This is a genomic window from Shinella sp. M27, from assembly GCF_049199905.1.
Lineage (GTDB): Bacteria > Pseudomonadota > Alphaproteobacteria > Rhizobiales > Rhizobiaceae > Shinella.
This window is the reverse complement of sequence record NZ_JBLZPK010000029.1, coordinates 70,016-87,652: the sequence shown is the minus strand read 5'-3', so window position 1 is coordinate 87,652 and position 17,637 is coordinate 70,016. Positions and strand designations below refer to the sequence as shown.

14 protein-coding genes are annotated in these 17,637 nt (G+C 61.7%); 6 read left to right on the top strand and 8 right to left on the bottom strand.

The window, feature by feature from the left end; translation table 11 throughout:
* Positions 1–1,763 (bottom strand): aminopeptidase N (gene pepN, locus ACOZK4_RS12015; RefSeq protein ID WP_421592077.1); only part of this gene is annotated, 1,763 nt, incomplete at its 3' end.
* Between the two features lie 261 nt (positions 1,764–2,024).
* Here pepN and ACOZK4_RS12010 point away from each other — a divergent pair.
* A complete protein-coding gene (locus tag ACOZK4_RS12010) occupies positions 2,025–4,451 on the top strand; it encodes a calcium-binding protein (RefSeq protein WP_421592076.1) in 2,427 nt (808 codons plus the stop codon).
* Positions 4,452–4,695: 244 nt separating this feature from the next.
* Positions 4,696–5,634: a DMT family transporter gene (locus ACOZK4_RS12005; RefSeq protein ID WP_421592075.1), complete on the top strand. Its 939-nt coding sequence runs from the start codon at positions 4,696–4,698 to the stop codon at positions 5,632–5,634.
* A gap of 51 nt (positions 5,635–5,685) precedes the next feature.
* Here ACOZK4_RS12005 and ACOZK4_RS12000 read toward each other — a convergent pair whose 3' ends face one another.
* From ACOZK4_RS12000 to ACOZK4_RS11970, 7 genes are all read right to left on the bottom strand, one after another.
* A complete protein-coding gene (locus tag ACOZK4_RS12000) occupies positions 5,686–6,966 on the bottom strand; it encodes an MFS transporter (protein ID WP_421592074.1) in 1,281 nt (426 codons plus the stop codon).
* Between the two features lie 354 nt (positions 6,967–7,320).
* A complete protein-coding gene (locus tag ACOZK4_RS11995; RefSeq protein ID WP_158565446.1) occupies positions 7,321–7,464 on the bottom strand; it encodes a hypothetical protein in 144 nt (47 codons plus the stop codon).
* Positions 7,465–7,516: 52 nt separating this feature from the next.
* Positions 7,517–7,690 carry a hypothetical protein gene (locus ACOZK4_RS11990; RefSeq protein WP_244760394.1) on the bottom strand — a complete coding sequence of 58 codons (174 nt, stop codon included), beginning with the start codon at positions 7,688–7,690 and terminating at the stop codon, positions 7,517–7,519.
* A 211-nt stretch (positions 7,691–7,901) separates the two neighbouring features.
* On the bottom strand, positions 7,902–8,759 hold the full coding sequence (locus ACOZK4_RS11985; protein ID WP_421592073.1) for a uracil-DNA glycosylase: 858 nt from the start codon (positions 8,757–8,759) through the stop codon (positions 7,902–7,904).
* 44 nt (positions 8,760–8,803) lie between these two features.
* Entirely contained in the window at positions 8,804–10,096 is a 1,293-nt protein-coding gene (locus ACOZK4_RS11980) for an Hsp70 family protein (protein WP_421592072.1), read from the bottom strand.
* 188 nt (positions 10,097–10,284) lie between these two features.
* On the bottom strand, positions 10,285–11,073 hold the full coding sequence (locus ACOZK4_RS11975) for an SDR family oxidoreductase (protein WP_313522770.1): 789 nt from the start codon (positions 11,071–11,073) through the stop codon (positions 10,285–10,287).
* A gap of 27 nt (positions 11,074–11,100) precedes the next feature.
* Complete coding sequence (locus tag ACOZK4_RS11970; protein WP_421592071.1) at positions 11,101–12,501, bottom strand: FAD-binding oxidoreductase; 1,401 nt, start codon at positions 12,499–12,501, stop codon at positions 11,101–11,103.
* A 262-nt stretch (positions 12,502–12,763) separates the two neighbouring features.
* On the opposite strand from ACOZK4_RS11970, the gene ACOZK4_RS11965 reads away from it, so the two are divergent.
* The 4 genes from ACOZK4_RS11965 (at position 12,764) to ACOZK4_RS11950 (ending at position 17,616) form a co-directional block, all read left to right on the top strand.
* The gene (locus tag ACOZK4_RS11965; protein WP_421592070.1) at positions 12,764–14,428 is read left to right on the top strand and encodes an electron transfer flavoprotein-ubiquinone oxidoreductase; all 1,665 of its coding nucleotides are present in this window, start codon (positions 12,764–12,766) and stop codon (positions 14,426–14,428) included.
* Between the two features lie 162 nt (positions 14,429–14,590).
* Positions 14,591–15,220 carry a L,D-transpeptidase gene (locus tag ACOZK4_RS11960; protein WP_313522764.1) on the top strand — a complete coding sequence of 210 codons (630 nt, stop codon included), beginning with the start codon at positions 14,591–14,593 and terminating at the stop codon, positions 15,218–15,220.
* A gap of 346 nt (positions 15,221–15,566) precedes the next feature.
* A complete protein-coding gene (locus ACOZK4_RS11955) occupies positions 15,567–16,565 on the top strand; it encodes an ABC transporter substrate-binding protein (protein WP_313522762.1) in 999 nt (332 codons plus the stop codon).
* 163 nt (positions 16,566–16,728) lie between these two features.
* Entirely contained in the window at positions 16,729–17,616 is an 888-nt protein-coding gene (locus tag ACOZK4_RS11950; RefSeq protein WP_313522760.1) for a proline/glycine betaine ABC transporter permease, read from the top strand.
* Positions 17,617–17,637: the final 21 nt, after the last annotated feature.

The window sequence follows — 17,637 nt, the reverse complement described above, 5'->3', positions numbered from 1 at the left end:
GCGTCCACGAGGTTCGGCAGAGCAAGATCGTTCAGCGCCTGCCAGCGGGAGAAGAGATCGCTGTCGTTACCGGCGATCTGGGCGAGATCATCGGGCGCTTGCTCGAAATGCAGGTTGATCGGCGCCGAGAAGCTGCGGTTCAGCGAAACAACCGGGCGCGAGGCGATGCCGGAGAAGGTCACGGTCTGGCGGCGCTCCTTCAGATGCAGCACGTCGCCGGTGATGTCGGCACCGCTGACCGAGATGGGCTTTGCTTCCGAGCCGTCGGCAAGGATCAGGCCGAAGCGCAGCGGAATGTGCATCGGCTCCTTGGTGCTCTGGCCGGGCGTCGGCGGGATCATCTGTTCGAGCGACAGCGTGAATTCGCCCTTCGCCTGGTCATAGCCGGAGGAGACGCTGATGAGCGGCGTGCCGGCCTGATGATACCAGCGCGAGAACTGGCCGAGGTCGATGCCGTTTGCCTCCTCGAAGCATTTCACGAAATCCTCGATCGTCGCGGCATCGCCGTCATGACGTTCGAAGTAGAGGTCCATGCCCTTCTTGAAACCGTCCCGGCCGACGATGGTCGCGATCATACGCGTCACCTCGGAGCCTTTTTCATAGACGGTCGTCGTGTAGAAGTTGTTGATTTCGCGGTATTTCGTCGGGCGCACCGGATGGGCGAGCGGGCCGGCATCCTCCGGGAACTGCTCCGACTTCAGGTGCCGCACCTCGGCGATGCGCTTGACGGCGCGCGAGCGCTGGTCGGCGGAGAACTCGTGGTCGCGATAGACCGTCAGGCCTTCCTTCAGGCACAGCTGGAACCAGTCGCGGCAGGTGACGCGGTTGCCGGTCCAGTTGTGAAAATATTCGTGGGCGATGATCGCCTCGATATTCGCGTAGTCCTGGTCGGTCGCGGTTTCCGGGTCGGCCAGCACGTATTTGTCGTTGAAGACGTTGAGCCCCTTGTTCTCCATGGCGCCCATGTTGAAGTCGGAGACGGCGACGATCATGAAGATGTCGAGGTCGTATTCGCGGCCGAACACCTCTTCGTCCCACTTCATGGAGCGCTTCAGCGCATCCATCGCATAGGCCGCGCGCGCCTCCTTGCCGTGCTCGACATAGATCTTCAGCGTGACTTCACGCTCCGACATAGTCGCGAACGTGTCTTCGACGACACCGAGATCACCGGCGACCAGTGCGAAGAGATAGGACGGCTTCGGATGCGGGTCGAACCAGGCGGCAAAATGCTTGCCTTCGCCATAACCGGCGCCGCCGAGGAAATTGCCGTTGGACAGGAGGAGGGGGCAGCTTGCCTTGTCGGCGATGATATTGACCGTATAGACGGCCAGAACGTCCGGCCGGTCGGGGAAATAGGTGATGCGGCGGAAGCCCTCGGCCTCGCATTGCGTGCAGTAGATGCCGTTCGAGCGATAGAGGCCCATCAGCTGGGTGTTGGCCTCGGGATTGATCATGGTGGTGATGGTGATCTCGAAGGGCTCGGTCGCGGGCAGGTCGCGGATCGTCAGGCTGTCGGGCGTCGCGTCGTAGCGCGCCGCGTCCATTTCGATCTGGTCGAAGAGCAGGCCGGTCATGACGAGTTCGTCGCCGTCGAGCACCAGCGGGGCATTCGCATCGACGCCTTCGCGGCGGTGGAAGATCAGCCGGGCCTCGACCTTGGTCTCCGTCGGGTCCAGTTCGAAGGTCAGGTCGACGCGCTCGAGAACGAAGTCAGTCTGGCGATAGTCCGCCAGGTGGATGATCTGGCCGTTCTCTGTCCGCATGGATATGTCCTGCTCTATGCCGCCGCTGGCTGTCCCGTTTCCGTACAACGTGACACCTGTAAAAAGGCGGTCTGCCCCCGAATTCCGCGAAAAGATATGCTTATTCGCTTAACATCTCATTTCCATAGAACCCCCATTCACAATTTTGTTCCGCTGGCAGGACATCCGGATCGGGGACAAAACCATTGAGTCTTCGGGGATGGAAGTTTTGCGTACGAAGTTGTAAGTGTTCCAACGCTGAGTTGAGGGCGAGGGATTGGAATGGCGACGATTAACGGTGGTGAAGGTAACGACACGCTCACGGGAAGCAGTGGCGGCGACAGTATCAATGGACGTGGCGGAAATGACACCATTGATGGAAAAGCTGGCAACGACACTATTTTCGGCGGGGGTGGCGACGATGTCATTTACGGCGGATCGGGAAATGATGTCATTTACGGCGGCCAGACCAATTCAAACGAGGTCAACAAAGATTTTGGGAGTAATACGATATATGGCGGGGAGGGTGACGACTACATAGTCGCGGACATAGACGTTACTCGCAATGGATACGGGACGCCGTTGCAGTCTCTGAAGCAGATTGTCTATGGCGGTGCAGGCAACGACACGATTATCGGGGTCTCCTCTGCAGGGGAGTTTTACGGCGAAGACGGTAACGATCAGTTTATCGGCGCCGGCAAGATCATCGACATGGGTGCCGGCGACGACAATGTCGTGCTGACCAATGCGCTCGGTGACGATTCCTCCGTCGCCGGTGGCGCCGGCGCAGACACGATCACTTTCGAAACGGCCAGTTTCGGTCGCTTGGCCAGCATATCCGGCTTTGAGGTCTGGAGGCTGCTTGGACTGAACTATTTTTCCGAACTCTTTGTCGTCGATTCGAATTTTCAGGGCATCGTTACGCTGACCATCGACGGAGAGAACACGGCCTATGGCGACAACCATGTCGTCAATGCTTCGGCTGTTACGCTCGGTTCGGTCAATTACACCGGCGGCAAAGGAGACAACTCGTTTTTCGCCGGGGCCAAAGCGGACAGGTTCGTCGCGGGCGAAGGAAACGATACGTTCAAGGGAGGAGCCGGCAACGACTACTTCGATGGCGGCGATGGTGGAGATGTGGCGGTCTATTCGGGCAACTACGCCAACTATTCGATTGTCGAGATAACGTACAATAGGTTTTCCGTTCGGGATAATATCGGCACGGAAGGCACCGACACGATCATCGACGTGAACAAACTGCAGTTTGCGGATCAGACCGTGGATGTCGTGATCCGCGGTATGGAGATCATCGGTGACGAAACTGCCGAAGTGATCGAGGGGGGCGACGAGACCGACCATCTCGACGGAGCCGGCGGAAACGACGTGCTCGACGGCGGGAAGGGCAATGACTTGCTCGACGGCGGCACCGGCAACGACACATTGAACGGTGCCAAAGGCAATGACTTCATGAATGGAGGAACCGGCGCCGACGCGTTTTTCGGTGGCGCGGGCAATGACAGGCTGAACGGAGGATCCGGCGACGACCTGGCGAACTATTCCAGTGTCAAAGCTGACCTGGATATCGATCTTTCGGCCGGTCAATCTGTCGGCGACGGTGTCGACACCCTGATTTCCATCGAGGACGTCGTGGGCGGCAGCGGGAACGACACGATTGTCGGCAGCGCTGCCAGCAACGAAATCAAAGCGGGTTCCGGCAACGACTACGTGGATGCAGGCGCCGGTGACGACCTTATCGTCGGCGGCGACGGTGCGGGCAACGACCGCTATATCGGTGGCTCCGGTATCGACACGATCAAATATACCAGCGCTAAATCCTCTATCACTGTGAACCTGTATGCAACTAGCAATCAAGCAAGATCCACTCTCGCAGCGGATGCGGCGGGTATCGGCATCGATCAGCTTTTGGGAATTGAAAACGTCATTGCTGGCTCCTACGCCGATATCCTTACGGGCAACAGTGCCGCCAACACCCTGAGCGGCGGTGCCGGAAACGACGTCATCGATGGCGGCGCGGGTAGCGCGGCCGATGTTTTGGACGGCGGCAGCGGCGTGGATACCGTTTCCTATCGCGCATTGACGTCGACAAAATCGACTGGTGTGATGCTCAACCTCTCCGGTGCCAAGGATGCCGACGGCTATTTCGTCGCCGCGGGCCTCGGCGGTGCGGACAAGATCAAGAATATCGAGAATATCACGGGCTCGGCTTATGCCGATACGCTGACCGGCAACGGCGCCGCCAACGTCCTGAGCGGCGGTGGCGGAAAAGATGTCTTGACCGGAATGGCTGGAGACGACGTTCTCAAGGGCGGCGAGGCAGATGACCTGCTTGTCGGAGGCGCCGGCGCTGACGATCTCTACGGAGGCGCCGGTGCCGACCGCTTTGTCTTCAAAACCTTGAAGGATTCCGGGGGCGCTACGTCCACGCGAGATACTATCTTCGATTTCTCGGCCAAGGAAGGCGACAAAATTGATCTTCGCACACTTGATGCCGATACGAAGACGGCCGGCGATCAAAAGTTTGCGTTCATTGGCAATTCTGCATTTACGAAGAAGTTCGGTGAACTCCGATACGAAATAAAAAATGGCGACACTTTCGTGCACGGTGATGTCAACGGGGATGGAAAAGCGGATTTCAGTCTCCGCTTTGATGCTTCCATCAAGTTTTCCGGTGGGGATTTCCTCCTCTGATCCCATCGCGGAACCATCGAGCTTGTAAAAAGATTCCGCTCCTGAATTGTCTCGGACAACTTCAGGAGCGGAGACTGCCTGGTCCGCTTTATTCCTGAGGTTATTTTCACTTGGTGTAAAAGACGATGAGAGATCGCCGCTGGCATCCGGCGGCCAATCCCGCTAGACTCGCAGATCTCTGGATCGGTTCTCTGGTCTTCTTCAACGCCTTATGCCATGGCCTTCCGGTCGTGACGAGTTCCCCATGGATACGCAGTCTTCCGATCCCATGAAGGGGATTTCTCTTAAGGTCGCCTCGGTGGTGGTCTTTCTGTGCATGTCGACGCTCATCAAGGCGGCCGGCAAGGAGCTTCCGGCGGGGCAGATCACCTTCCTGCGCTCCGCCTTCGCTATGGTGCCGATCCTGGTTTTTCTCGCCGCCCACGGCCAGTTGCGGGATGCCTTCCGTACGGACGACATTTTCGGCCATTTCAAGCGCGGCTTCGTCGGCATCCTTTCGATGGGCTTCGGCTTTTACGGCCTTATCCACCTGCCGCTGCCGGAATCGATCGCGCTCGGCTATGCCCTGCCGTTGGTCACGGTCGTCATCGCCGCCATCTTCCTCAAGGAGCGGGTGGGCGTCTATCGTTGGACGGCCGTGCTGATCGGCCTTGCAGGCGTCGGCATTATCAGTTGGCCGCGGCTCACGCTGTTCCGCGAGGGCGGCTTCGGTTCCTCCGAGGCGATGGGGGCACTCGCCATGATGGCTTTTGCCGTGCTTGGCTCCTGCGCCATGGTTCTGGTGCGCAAGCTGGTGCAGACCGAGCGCACGCCGACCATCGTGCTCTATTTCTCGCTTTTCGCCTCGATCTTCTCGCTCGCGACGCTGCCTTTCGGCTGGATCGCGCTTAGCTGGCCGTCGCTCGGCCTGATGGCGCTGGCTGGCTTCTGCGGCGGTATCGCACAGCTTCTGCTGACCTCAAGCTACCGTTACGCGGACGTCTCCACCATCGCACCCTTCGAATATACCTCGATCGTGCTCGGACTCATCATCGGCTACTTCCTGTTCGGCGACGTGCCGACCGGCGCCATGCTTGTCGGCACAGCCATCGTCGTCAGCGCTGGCATTTTCGTGATTTTCCGCGAGCATCGGCTGGATTTGAAGCGCCGGGCCGAACTGCGCCACAAGCTGCCTCAGGGCTAAAGCAATTCCAGCAAAAGTGCGAAGCGGTTTTGCGTCCGGAATTGCGCGAATTTAGCGCCATTCCGGTGTCGTCGTGTCTTCGACGCGTTCTTCGCTTATCGCATCGGGCTGCAATGCCGCGGCCGCAGCATCGGCGCCGAGCGGCTGGGCGGCCATGGCTTGAAAATCCGTCTTGCTGACCAGTCCGTCATTGGCCTCGCGCCGGCTGATGCGCCAGGCGGCATAAGCCCCGTAGAGCGCGAAATAGACGGCGAGAACCACGAAGAGCGAACCGGGGCCGAAGCGGTCCATGATCGGGCCGACGACGATCGGGCCGGAAATGGTGCCGACGCCATAGACGATCATCATGCCGGAGGACACTTCGACATACTCGTCCGGCTGCGCCCGGTCGTTGGCATGCGCGACGTTCAGCGCATAGATCGGGAAGATCACCGAGCCGACGCAGGCGGCGGCGATGTAGAGCACGACCGGCGGGCCGCCCGCGACGAGGGCCATTGCAAGGCACGAGACCGTGCCGACGATACCGCAGGCGACCATGACGAGGCGCCGGTCCATACGGTCGGAGGCGCGGCCGATCGGGATTTGCGAGATGGCGCTGCCGATGAGCACGGAGGCGAGAAGCGTCGCACCCTCGGCGGTGGAAAGCCCGGTTCGCTGGGTGAAGACGCCGCCAAGATTGAGCCATGCCCCGGACAGCGCCCCCGCCAGGAAGGCGCCGACCACCGCCACCGGCGAACGGCGATAGAGGGCGTGCACGTTGAAGCGGGCCTGCGTCGGCGGCGCGGGCAGCGGCGAGGATGTGAGCGCCGTCGGCATGAGCGCGATCGAAAAGATGATGCCGCAGACGATGAAGAGCGAGGTGTTGGAGGGATCACCGAGCGGCACGAGATATTGCCCGCCAATCGTGCCGACCATCGTCGTGATGAGGTAGATGGAGAAGACCGAGCCGCGGTTCTCGTTGGTCACGCGTTCGTTCAGCCAGCTTTCGATGATGAGATAGCTGCCGGAAATGGCAAAGCCGGAGATTGCCCGGAACAGCATCCAGGCCCGCCAGTCCACGACGATAGCGCAGAGCAGAATGCCGATAGAAAGCAGCGTAATCAGCGCCACGAAAACGCGCACATGGCCGACGAGCAGCACGAATTTCGGCGTCACAATGCAGGAGAGCGTGAAGCCGATCGTATAACCTGTCGCGATCATCGAGATCGTCTGCGTCGACCAGCCCTCGGCCACGGCGCGCACCGGCACGACATAGCTTTGAAGCCCGAAGGCTACCATCATCAGCAGCGTGGACAGCATGAGGCTGAAAATGGAGACGAGGGTCGCCAGCATGGGAGCTCCGGGGAGAGGGGCATTCGTTTATCGAATGTCGCTCTATTGCGGGAACCGTGCCCTGTCCACAGCGACAGCGGCTGGCGTAATCCAAGAAGAATTTTGGAGGGGCCGGGAATTCCCGGAAGGGTTGTGTTATGAAGGTGTGCCGGTTGCATTCCCGGCATAAGAAAGGAGGTGAGACGTTTGAAAATCCGGCTTACGCTGACGATCAGGTTCAGGACTTGGCGGTTCACCCTGACGATCAGCTAAGAAACGGAGATCGGGCTTCGGCCCGGTCTCCACCGGAGGAAAGGCGTCTCACCTCCTCACGATCAAGATCATACCACGGCGCGCGCCGTGGTCAAAGCCTGCTCAGTTGGGCAGGAAGGCCTTGAGTGGGTCGCGGCGCTGGGCGGCATCGCGCGGCAGCGAGGCCAGCACGGAATATTCCCGGGCGGCGTTCACGGCGGCGCGAATGTCGGCAATGTCTGAAATCAGCTTGCGAAAGGCGGCCATGGTCTGCTCCTGGTGGTTTGTGTGCGCACGGGCATATCTGCCGGTGGACGGCTCAACGCTGGATGAAGTCGGCGTAGAGTTGGACGGGGCGGATGATGCGGGCGAAGCCGGTGGCCGTGAGTTGCTCATTGGCCGGAGCGGCGATGCCGAAGCCGTGGCCGGCGCGGCGACCGGTGTGGCGGAGCGTCTCAAAGCTCGAATGAATGGGCCGAAAGCGGGCGGTCATGGGTCGTTTCCTTAAATCCTGTCCTCCCGTGTTGATATATTGCGACGCAACATAGTTTTTGCAATGCGACATTCTGCCCGGCAGATATGTGTAATTCGCATGGCTGTTGAAACATTTTGTTCATGCTGAAGGCAGATTTGCGGCGATTCTGCGCGCCGCTTTGTGGTTCAATAGCGCAAGCTATTGAAAATATTGTGTGTGCGTCTGTGCCCTAGCCACGCAGCCCTGCACGAAAAGCGAGCAGGTCCTGCCAGGCGAGCCGCTTGCTGATCGGTGCCGTTGCCAAATCCTGCGGGTGCAGTGTCGCAAAAGCCGGCACTTTACGGCCGGAAATCTCGATTTCCTGCCATGCGCCGCGCAGTTGGTGGATCGTATCGTTGGAGCGGAACAGGAATCGGGCGGCGAAATTGCCGAGAACGAGCAGCTGATTCGGCTCGGCAAGCGCGATCTGGCGCTCGATGAAAGGCCGGCAGATATCCGCTTCGCGTTGCGACGGCGGGCGATTGCCCGGTGGTCGCCACGGCACGATGTTGGTGATGAGCAGATCGGCACGCGCAAGGCCGATACCGGCGAGCATGCGATCGAGCAGGGCGCCCTGCCGCCCGGAAAAGGGCTGGCCGTCGCGGTCGTCATCGGCATTCGGCATGGCGCCGATCACCATGACGGATGGCTTGGCATTGCCCTCCGCAAAGATGAGGCAGCGGGCGCTGGCCTTCAGGTTGCAGCCGTTGAAGCTTTCCATAGCCGTGCGCAGCTCGTCCAGCGAACGAGCGCTGCTTGCCGCGAACTCGGCCTCGGCAATCGCCTGGCTGTCCGGGATCGCGACATTTGGCATGGGGGCGGGGGCCGCGGCCCGATGCTGCTCCTGCCGAACGGGCGCCTGCCGCGCGGCCTGCTGAACCGGTGCCGCCTCCCGTTGTGCGGGCGCGCCCCGCGCCGCACGCATCGCCTCGAATTCGGCGATGCGATTGACCGCTTCTTCCTCCAGCAGCCATTCCACGCCCGCATCCGCATAGAAATGCAGGAGCGAACGAAGCTGCTCGGGATGAAGGTCGTTGGCCGCGGTCATGGTGCTACCTTAGCGAAGCCGGTCGCCAGAGGAAAGCGCCGCCGTCACGCCGCCCATTGCGCCACGTCGTCGCTTTCGCCGATCAGCGCCAGGCCATGGGCGATGGAGAGCAGTTCGCCGCCGGTCTCGATCTTGCCGGCATCGAAGCGGTTGGTGAAAATCCGGCGCACCGCCGGCACGAAGGAGGTCCCGCCGGTCAGGAACACCTTGTCGATGCCGTCGGGCGGCGTGTTCGTCTTTTCCAGCACCTCATCCAGTGCACCCTCGATGCGGGCAAGGTCCGGCGCGATCCACGTTTCGAAATCCGAGCGCTTCACCGTCTTGCGGCCGGCGGCGCCGAGAGGCTTGAAGTCGAACTCGGCTTCTTCCGCGCCTGACAAGGCCATCTTGGTGGCTGAAATCGACTGATAGAGCGGATAACCCTCGTCGTGCTCGACCAGATCGATAAACAATTCCAGCTTTTCCGGTTCCAGCGCCGAACGCACGAGCGACTTGAGGTCGGCGAATTCGCGCGTCGTCTTGAAGATGGACAGCTGGTTCCAGCGCGCGAAATTGGCGTAGTAGCCCGAGGGCACTTCCAGCACCTTGTCGAAGCTCTTGAAGTGCGAACCCTTGCCGATTTCCGGCGCGACGAGATGCTCGATCATGCGGGAATCGAAATGGTCGCCCGCGATGCCGACGCCCGAATGACCGATCGGCGTCGCCGTCAGCCGGCCGGCCTGCCGCTCGAAACGGATCAGCGAATAGTCGGTCGTGCCGCCGCCGAAGTCGGCGACGAGAACGGTGGCGTCGCTCTTCAGTGTCTGCGCGAAATAGTAGGCCGCAGCGACAGGCTCATAGACATAGTGGATTTCCGGAAAGCCGAGCCGGGTCAGTGCCTCATTGTAGCGTTCGAGTGCGAGATTGGGATCCGGGCTCGCACCGGCGAACTGCACCGGGCGGCCGGCGACGAGGCGCGAAACCTCGCCCGGCCATGCTTCTCCGGCATAGGCTTTCAGCCGGCGCAGGAACACTTCCATCAGGTCGTCGAAGGTGTGCCGGCGGGCGAAGACCAGCGTGCCCTGGAAGAGGGCGCTCGCCGCAAAGGTCTTGATCGACTGGAGAAAACGACAGTCGCCGGGATTGTCGATGAACTGGCGGATTGCTGCCTGTCCGGCTTCCACCTTCAAGGCCTGCGCGCCGACCACCGGATCCTTCATGAAGGAGAGTGCGGTGCGCATCGTATCGGTCTCGCCGACACTGCTGGTAAAATGCATGGATTGCGTTTCGCTGCCGCCGGAAGCGAGCGCGAGAACCGTGTTCGTCGTGCCAAAGTCAAGCCCGAGTGCCCGTGCCATCGCCGTGCCCCTGTCATCTATCGGAATGTGTTGAAGCGGCGCAAATGGCGCCGCGCGAAAGGGCGCATCAGATGCGCTCTGGAATGAAGAGGGCGCGAGATGCCACAGGCGAGGGGGAATGGCAAGGGTGGAAGCCCGTTTGCCCTTGTAAAAGCGGCGGGCCAAGGGATGGCCCGCCGGATGGAGGTTCAGACCGAATGTGCCGCGCCGCCGTCGCAGCGCACCAGACTGCCGGTGACGTAGCTCGCCGGGCCGCTGCACAGGAAGGCGGCGGTGGCGGCGAATTCCTCGACGGTGCCGTAGCGGCGGGCGGGGATCGCCTTTTCCGAGGCGGCCTTCACGTCGTCCACGCTCCTGCCGCTGCGCTCGGCGGCGGCGGCGTCCAGGCTCTTCAGCCGGTCGGTGAAGATGCTGCCGGGCAGCAGCATGTTGCTGGTGATGCCGTATTGCGCGACTTCCGTCGCTAGCGTCTTCGACCAGCCGGCAAGGGCCGGGCGCAGCGTGTTGGAAAGCGCGAGGCCGGAGATCGGCTCGATCACGCCGGAGGAGGCGACGGTGAGAATGCGGCCCCAGCGCTGTTCCTTCATGCCGGGCAGCAGCCGGTTGGTGAGCGTGATGAGACGCAGCACCATGGAGTGGAAATAGGTGAGAAGCTTTTCTTCGCTCATGTCCTCGGTGGAGCCGGGCGTCGGTCCGCCGGAATTGTTGACGAGGATGTCGATGCCACCGAGTTTTTCGGCAACGGCGGCGACAACGGTCTCGACAAAATTTTCATCGCCGAGATCCGCCTGCACCCAGTCAGCGCGACCAAAACCTTCCGCATTGATCGCCGCGCAATTGGCGGCGAGCGTTTCGCTACTGCGGCCGCAGAGCAGCACATGCGCGCCCTCGCGGGCGAGCGCCACGGCAATGCCCTTGCCGAGGCCGCGGGAGGAGGCGAGAACGAGGGCGCGCTTGCCGGCGATGCCGAGATCCATGGGACTTATCCTTTGACGGTCGGGCTGTCAGGCGCCGTACGGCACCTTGCCCGGATTGAAGAGGTTTTTCGGGTCGAGCGCCGCCTTGATCGCCTGTGCGACCGCCCGGCGGGCCGGATTGCCGAAGGTCAGATAGGCACGGCGCTTCTCCGTTCCCACCCCATGTTCGGCGGAAAAGCTGCCACCGGCCTCCGCGACGCCGGTATAGACGGCATCCTCGATCGGCTCTTTGACGCTTGCGGCGGTCACACCATCGCCGATCACGGAAATATGCAGGTTGCCGTCGGCGATATGACCATAGACATAGGCATCGAAACCCGCATCGACGGCTTTCAGCCGCGCCTTGAGGCCGGCAACATAGGCGTCCAATGCACCTGGCGGCGCGGAAACGTCGAAGGAGGGCGCGCCCGGCTGGACGCGGTATATAAAGTCGCTTTCCTCGCGCAGCGCCCAGAAGCGTCGCGCCTGATCCAGCGAGGCGGCGACGATGCCGCTCGTAAGGCTATGTTCCTCCCAGAGCGCGGCGAGACCGTCTTCCAGCGCGCTTCGGGCATCTTCCTCGCTCGCCGCAGAAACCTCCATCAGCAGAACAGCCGGGGTCTCGTCCTCCAGCCAGTCCACGTCGAAGCTACGTTCCCGCGCGCTGTCGAGGAAGAAATTGCGCCACATCAGCTCGGCGCCTTCGAGTTGCAAGGCCGGCTGCGCCCGGAAATGGCCGACAAGGGCAAGCGCGGAAGCGGCATCCTGAACGCCGACAAGCGCCGTGGCGCGCTGCGGGTTGAAGCTTTCGAGCTTCACGACGGCGCGGGTGACGAGGCCGTAGGCACCCTCCGAGCCGATGAGCAGCTGCTTGATGTCAGGCCCGGCGCTCACCTTCAGCACGCGCGTGAGGTCGCTGACAAGGCTGCCATCCGGCATGACGGCCTCGATGCCGAGCACCTGATGGCGCATAACGCCGTTGCGGAAGGCAAGGATGCCGCCGGCATTGGTGGCGATCATGCCGCCGATCGTGGCGGTGCCGCGCGCGGCAAGGTCGATGCCGGGCGTCAGGCCGAATTCCGCTGCCGCCTCTTGCAAGGCCTGCAAGGTCACGCCGGCGCCGACGGTCGCGGTACGGGCGAGCGGATCGATCGCCTCGATCCGGTTGAGCTTCGCGGTCGAGACGATCAGGTCGCCCGGCCGGCTGATGCCGCCGCCGACGAGCCCGGTGCGTCCGCCCTGCGGCACGACAGGCACATTGTTGTCCACGCACCAGCGCACGATGACCGCCGCCGCCTCCGGCGTTGCCGGCTGCGCCATGACACCGGCGCCAAAATTGTCGGGATGCTCGCCGGGGTGCCGGCCCCTCAACGTATCGCTTCCGATAAAGTGAAGATTCGCGCCGAATTCGTTCAAGTCGTGCTGGAGCGATCGGATAATCTCGGACATGGGTGACGATCCTCTCCCGGTGGCTGCTGTCGAATGCCTAGCCCCGCGCGGTATCGGAATCAAGCGAGCGTGTGGCGAGCATCCGACGATCGATTGACGTTTACGTATTAGTCAATAAACTTTCGGCGCTGTCATGAGGTCATGCGCAAAAGCCGGAAAGTCTGTCGCAGAACGGCTCGACAAGATTTCCGCTATTTGTCATGACAGGATCGACCCTGAGGGATTTTCCGCGGCTTTTGAGGGGTTGCGGGTGGAGAGAACAATGAGCGAAGAAATGGAACTCCCCGAACGCGAGTCGATGGAATTCGACGTTGTGATCGTTGGTGCCGGCCCGGCTGGCCTGTCGGCTGCGATCCGGCTGAAGCAGGTCAATCCGGATTTGACGGTCGTGGTGCTGGAAAAGGGTTCGGAAGTCGGCGCGCATATCCTCTCCGGCGCGGTCGTCGATCCCATCGGCATCGACCGCCTGCTGCCCGACTGGCGCGAGGACGACAGCCATCCCTTCAAGACCGAGGTGAAAGACGACCACTTCCTGCTGCTCGGCCCGGCCGGCTCGGTGCGCCTGCCGAACTTTGCCATGCCGCCACTGATGAACAACCACGGCAACTACATCGTCTCGCTCGGCAATGTCTGTCGGTGGCTCGCGACCAAGGCGGAAGAACTCGGCGTCGAGATCTATCCGGGCTTTGCCGCCTCCGAAGTGCTCTACAACGACGAAGGTGCCGTCATCGGCGTCGCGACCGGCGACATGGGCATCGAGCGCAATGGCGAGCCCGGCCCGAACTATACGCGCGGCATGGCGCTCATCGGCAAATACACGCTGATCTCGGAGGGCGTGCGCGGCTCGCTCGCCAAGCAGCTGATCCAGAGGTTCGATCTCCAGAAGGATCGCGAGCCGCAAAAGTTCGGCATCGGCCTTAAGGAACTCTGGCAGGTGAAGCCGGAGAACCACAAGCTGGGTCTCGTGCAGCACTCCTTCGGCTGGCCGCTCGGCATGAAGACCGGTGGCGGTTCGTTCCTGTACCATCTCGAAGACAACATGGTCGCCGTCGGCTTCGTGGTGCACCTCAACTACAAGAACCCCTATCTCTTCCCCTTCGAGGAATTCCAGCGTTTCAAGACGCATCCGGCGATCCGGGGCACCTTCGAGGGCGGCAAGCGTCTTTCCTATGGCGCCCGCGCTATCACCGAGGGCGGCTACCAGTCGGTGCCGAAGCTCTCGTTCCCGGGTGGCGCGCTGATCGGTTGCTCGGCCGGCTTCGTCAACGTGCCGCGTATCAAGGGCAGCCACAATGCGGTGCTGTCCGGCATCCTCGCCGCCGAAAAGCTGGCGGATGCGATTGCCAACGGCCGCGCCAATGACGAGCCGATCGAGATCGAACAGGGCTGGCGCGACAGCGCCATCGGCTCGGACCTCAGGAAGGTGCGCAACATCAAGCCGCTGTGGTCGAAGTTCGGCACGGCAATCGGTGTCGCCCTTGGCGGCCTCGACATGTGGACGAACACGCTGTTCGGCTTCTCGATCTTCGGCACGCTGAAACACGGCAAGACGGACGCGCAGTCACTCGAACCGGCGGCCAAGCACAAGCGGATCGACTATCCGAAGCCGGACGGCGTGCTCACCTTCGACCGCCTGTCCTCGGTGTTCCTGTCGAACACCAACCACGAGGAAGACCAGCCGATCCATCTGCAGGTGAAGAACCCGGAACTGCAGAAGACGTCGGAACTGGATATCTATGCCGGTCCGTCGACGCGCTACTGTCCCGCGGGTGTCTATGAATGGGTGGAGAAGGACGGCAAGGACGTCTTCATCATCAACGCGCAGAACTGCGTGCACTGCAAGACCTGCGACATCAAGGACCCCAACCAGAACATCAACTGGGTGCCGCCGCAGGGTGGTGAGGGGCCGGTCTATCCGAATATGTGAGACGGATACCGCGTCCAAATCGAAAAGGCCGCCCTTCGGGGCGGCCTTTTTGTTGCCATGGGTCTTAATCGTTCCTGCAACCGCAGCGCGCTCCTTAACCCTCGATTAACCATAACCGCATAATTCTCGGCCCTGAGGACTGATCTTAAAGGGGCTTTAACCATGTCGATCTCCCGCCGCGGATTCCTGCTCGGCGCATCTGCACTGCTTGCAGGCTGCGCGACCAACGGCACCAGCGACCGCGCCAATTACGGCGATCGGCTGGAGGAGAAACATCCGCTGAAGGCGATGGCGCTCGACAAGATCAAGCCGGAACTGCGCCGCCAGGAAGTCGCCTACAGCACCGATCACGCCGCCGGCACCATCGTCGTCGATACGCCGGCGCGCCGGCTTTATTACGTGCTCGGCGATGGCCGTGCGATGCGCTACGGCATCGGCGTCGGCCGGCAGGGCTATTCGCTGGCGGGCAGCGCTTACATCGGCCGCAAGGCGGAATGGCCGACCTGGACGCCGACGCCGAACATGATCCGCCGGGACCCGAAGAAGAACCTGAAATATGCCGGCGGCCTCGAAGGCGGCCCGAACAATCCGCTCGGTGCGCGCGCCATCTACCTCTACCAGAACGGCAACGACACCATGTTCCGCATCCATGGCACCAACCAGCCGTGGTCGATCGGCCAGGCCATGTCGAGCGGCTGCGTGCGCATGCTGAACCATGACGTGATCGACCTCTACGAACGCGTCAAGGTCGGTGGCCGGGTGCATGTCATCCAGGGCCGGCGCGACGCCTGAGCGTTCAGATCATGACGCAATGAGAAAAGGCCGGCTTTTGCCGGCCTTTTGTTTTGCGGGTTGAAAAAGCTGAATTGTATCATACCATTGCCCCCGTGCTCCCGGTCTTGGATAAAGTCGGGGCGGTCTTGCGGATTTGATGGGTCCATGACGCATTGGGGTCAATCGCAGACGCATTCGTACCGGCATTCGACCCTGCACCTGCAAAAGTCGAGGGTGCGGTATCGCGGAATCCGAGGCCTCCTCAGGGGGGCTTCTCCGCATTCGCTAACGATCACGGGCCTGGCGGCGACGGTGCAGCGGGGCTCGAACGGCACAATGACACCGTCGACATGAGGGAACGGATATGAAACATCTTCTTGCTTCCACCTGCCTCGTCGCTGGCCTTCTGGCCATGACGGGCGCGGCGCGCGCCGAATGCGGCGACGTGACCATCGCCAGCATGAACTGGCAGAGCGCCGAAGTGCTCGCCGCACTCGACAAGTTCATCCTGACCGAAGGCTATGGCTGCAACGCCGAGGTCATCGTCGGCGACACGGTTCCGACCATCACCTCGATGATCGAAAAGGGCGAGCCGGATCTGGCGCCGGAAGGCTGGGTCGACCTGCTGCCCGACGTCGTCAACCGCGGCATTGAGGAAGGCAAGCTTATCGGCGCCGCCGTGGCGCTGTCCGATGGCGCCGTTCAGGGCTGGTGGGTCCCGAAGTACATCGTGGACGCCAACCCGGAGATCAAGACGATCGAGGACGCTCTGAAGCATCCGGAACTCTTCCCGGATCCGGAAGACAAGTCGAAGGGCGCCGTGCACAACGGCCCGCAGGGCTGGGGCGGCACGGTCGTGACCGGCCAGCTCTACAAGGCCTATGGCGGCGAAGCGGCGAACTTCACGCTCGTCGACACGGGCTCGGCTGCCGGCCTCGACGGCTCGATTGCCAAGGCCTACGAGCGCAAGGAAGGATGGGTCGGTTACTACTGGGCCCCGACGGCGCTTCTCGGCAAGTACGAGATGGTGAAGCTCGAGCATGGCGTTCCCTATGACGCCGCCGAGTGGAAGCGCTGCAACACCGTTGCCGACTGCGCAGACCCCAAGAAGAACGACTGGCCGAAGGACAAGGTCCAGACGCTCGTCACCAAGGGCTTCTCCGAGCGGGCCGGCGAAGACGTCATGGGCTACCTCAACAAGCGCGCCTGGTCGAACGACACGGTCAACAAGCTGATGGCCTGGATGACCGACAACCAGGCAAGCGGCGACGATGGCGCCAAGCACTTCCTGGAAGAGAACGAAGCCCTTTGGAAGGACTGGGTCTCGCCGGAAGCTGCCGAAAAGATCAAGGCTGCTCTCTGATCGCCTGATTAAGCATTTGGGCGGCGCGTCCTGGGCGCGCCGCCCTTTGCCTTCGTTTTAGCGCATGCCTTTGGCGCAAATCGCAGCGCCCTTTCCCTCGGCATGCTTCAGGGTTGGCTCATCAAACCGGCGCAAGACCGGACGGAGCCGGAAGGGGATCGACATGGACTGGTTTACGAAATTTCCCACTATGAATGCGGACACCTTGCGTGACCTCAAAAAGGGCATCGACGAGACGTTCCGCGGGTTCACCCGCGCCTATGGCGACGGTATCGAATCGATCTTCGTGCCGCTGCAGCACTTCCTGATCTGGTCCGAGCGTTTTATGACCAAGACGCCTTGGCCGATCATCATTCTGCTGATCGCCGCCATCGCCTGGTTTGCAAGCCGCAACTGGAAGATCGTCGCCGGCACGGTCGCCACACTGCTGCTCATCGGCTATTTCGACATGTGGGACGATACGATGAAGACGGTCTCGATGATCTTCGTCTGTACCGTGCTGTCGATCGCCATCGGCATACCCATGGGCATCATCATGTCGCGGTCGGATCGCGTGCAGAACGTGGTCAATCCGGTGCTCGACGTCATGCAGACCATGCCGAGCTTCGTGTATCTGATCCCGGTCGTCATGCTGCTCGGCATCGGCAAGGTGCCCGGCCTGATCGCCGTCGTCATCTATGCCATCCCGCCGATGATCCGCCTCACCAATCTCGGCATTCGTCTCGTCGACAAGGACGTGCTGGAAGCGGCAGACGCCTTCGGCTCGTCGAGCTGGCAGAAGCTGAAGAACGTGCAGATGCCGCTGGCGCTGCCCACGATCATGGCCGGTATCAACCAGACGATCATGATGGCGCTTGCCATGGTGGTCATCGCCTCGATGATCGGTGTTCAGGGCCTCGGCCAGCCGGTGCTGAAGGCGATCTCCAACCAGTATTTCACGCTCGGCATCTTCAACGGCCTTGCCATCGTCGGCATCGCGATCATCTTCGACCGCGTCAGCCAGGCCTTCGGCAAGCGTTTGCAGAAGCACCGCGAGATCGTGCACGGCTGATTAGATACGCACACACGGAAA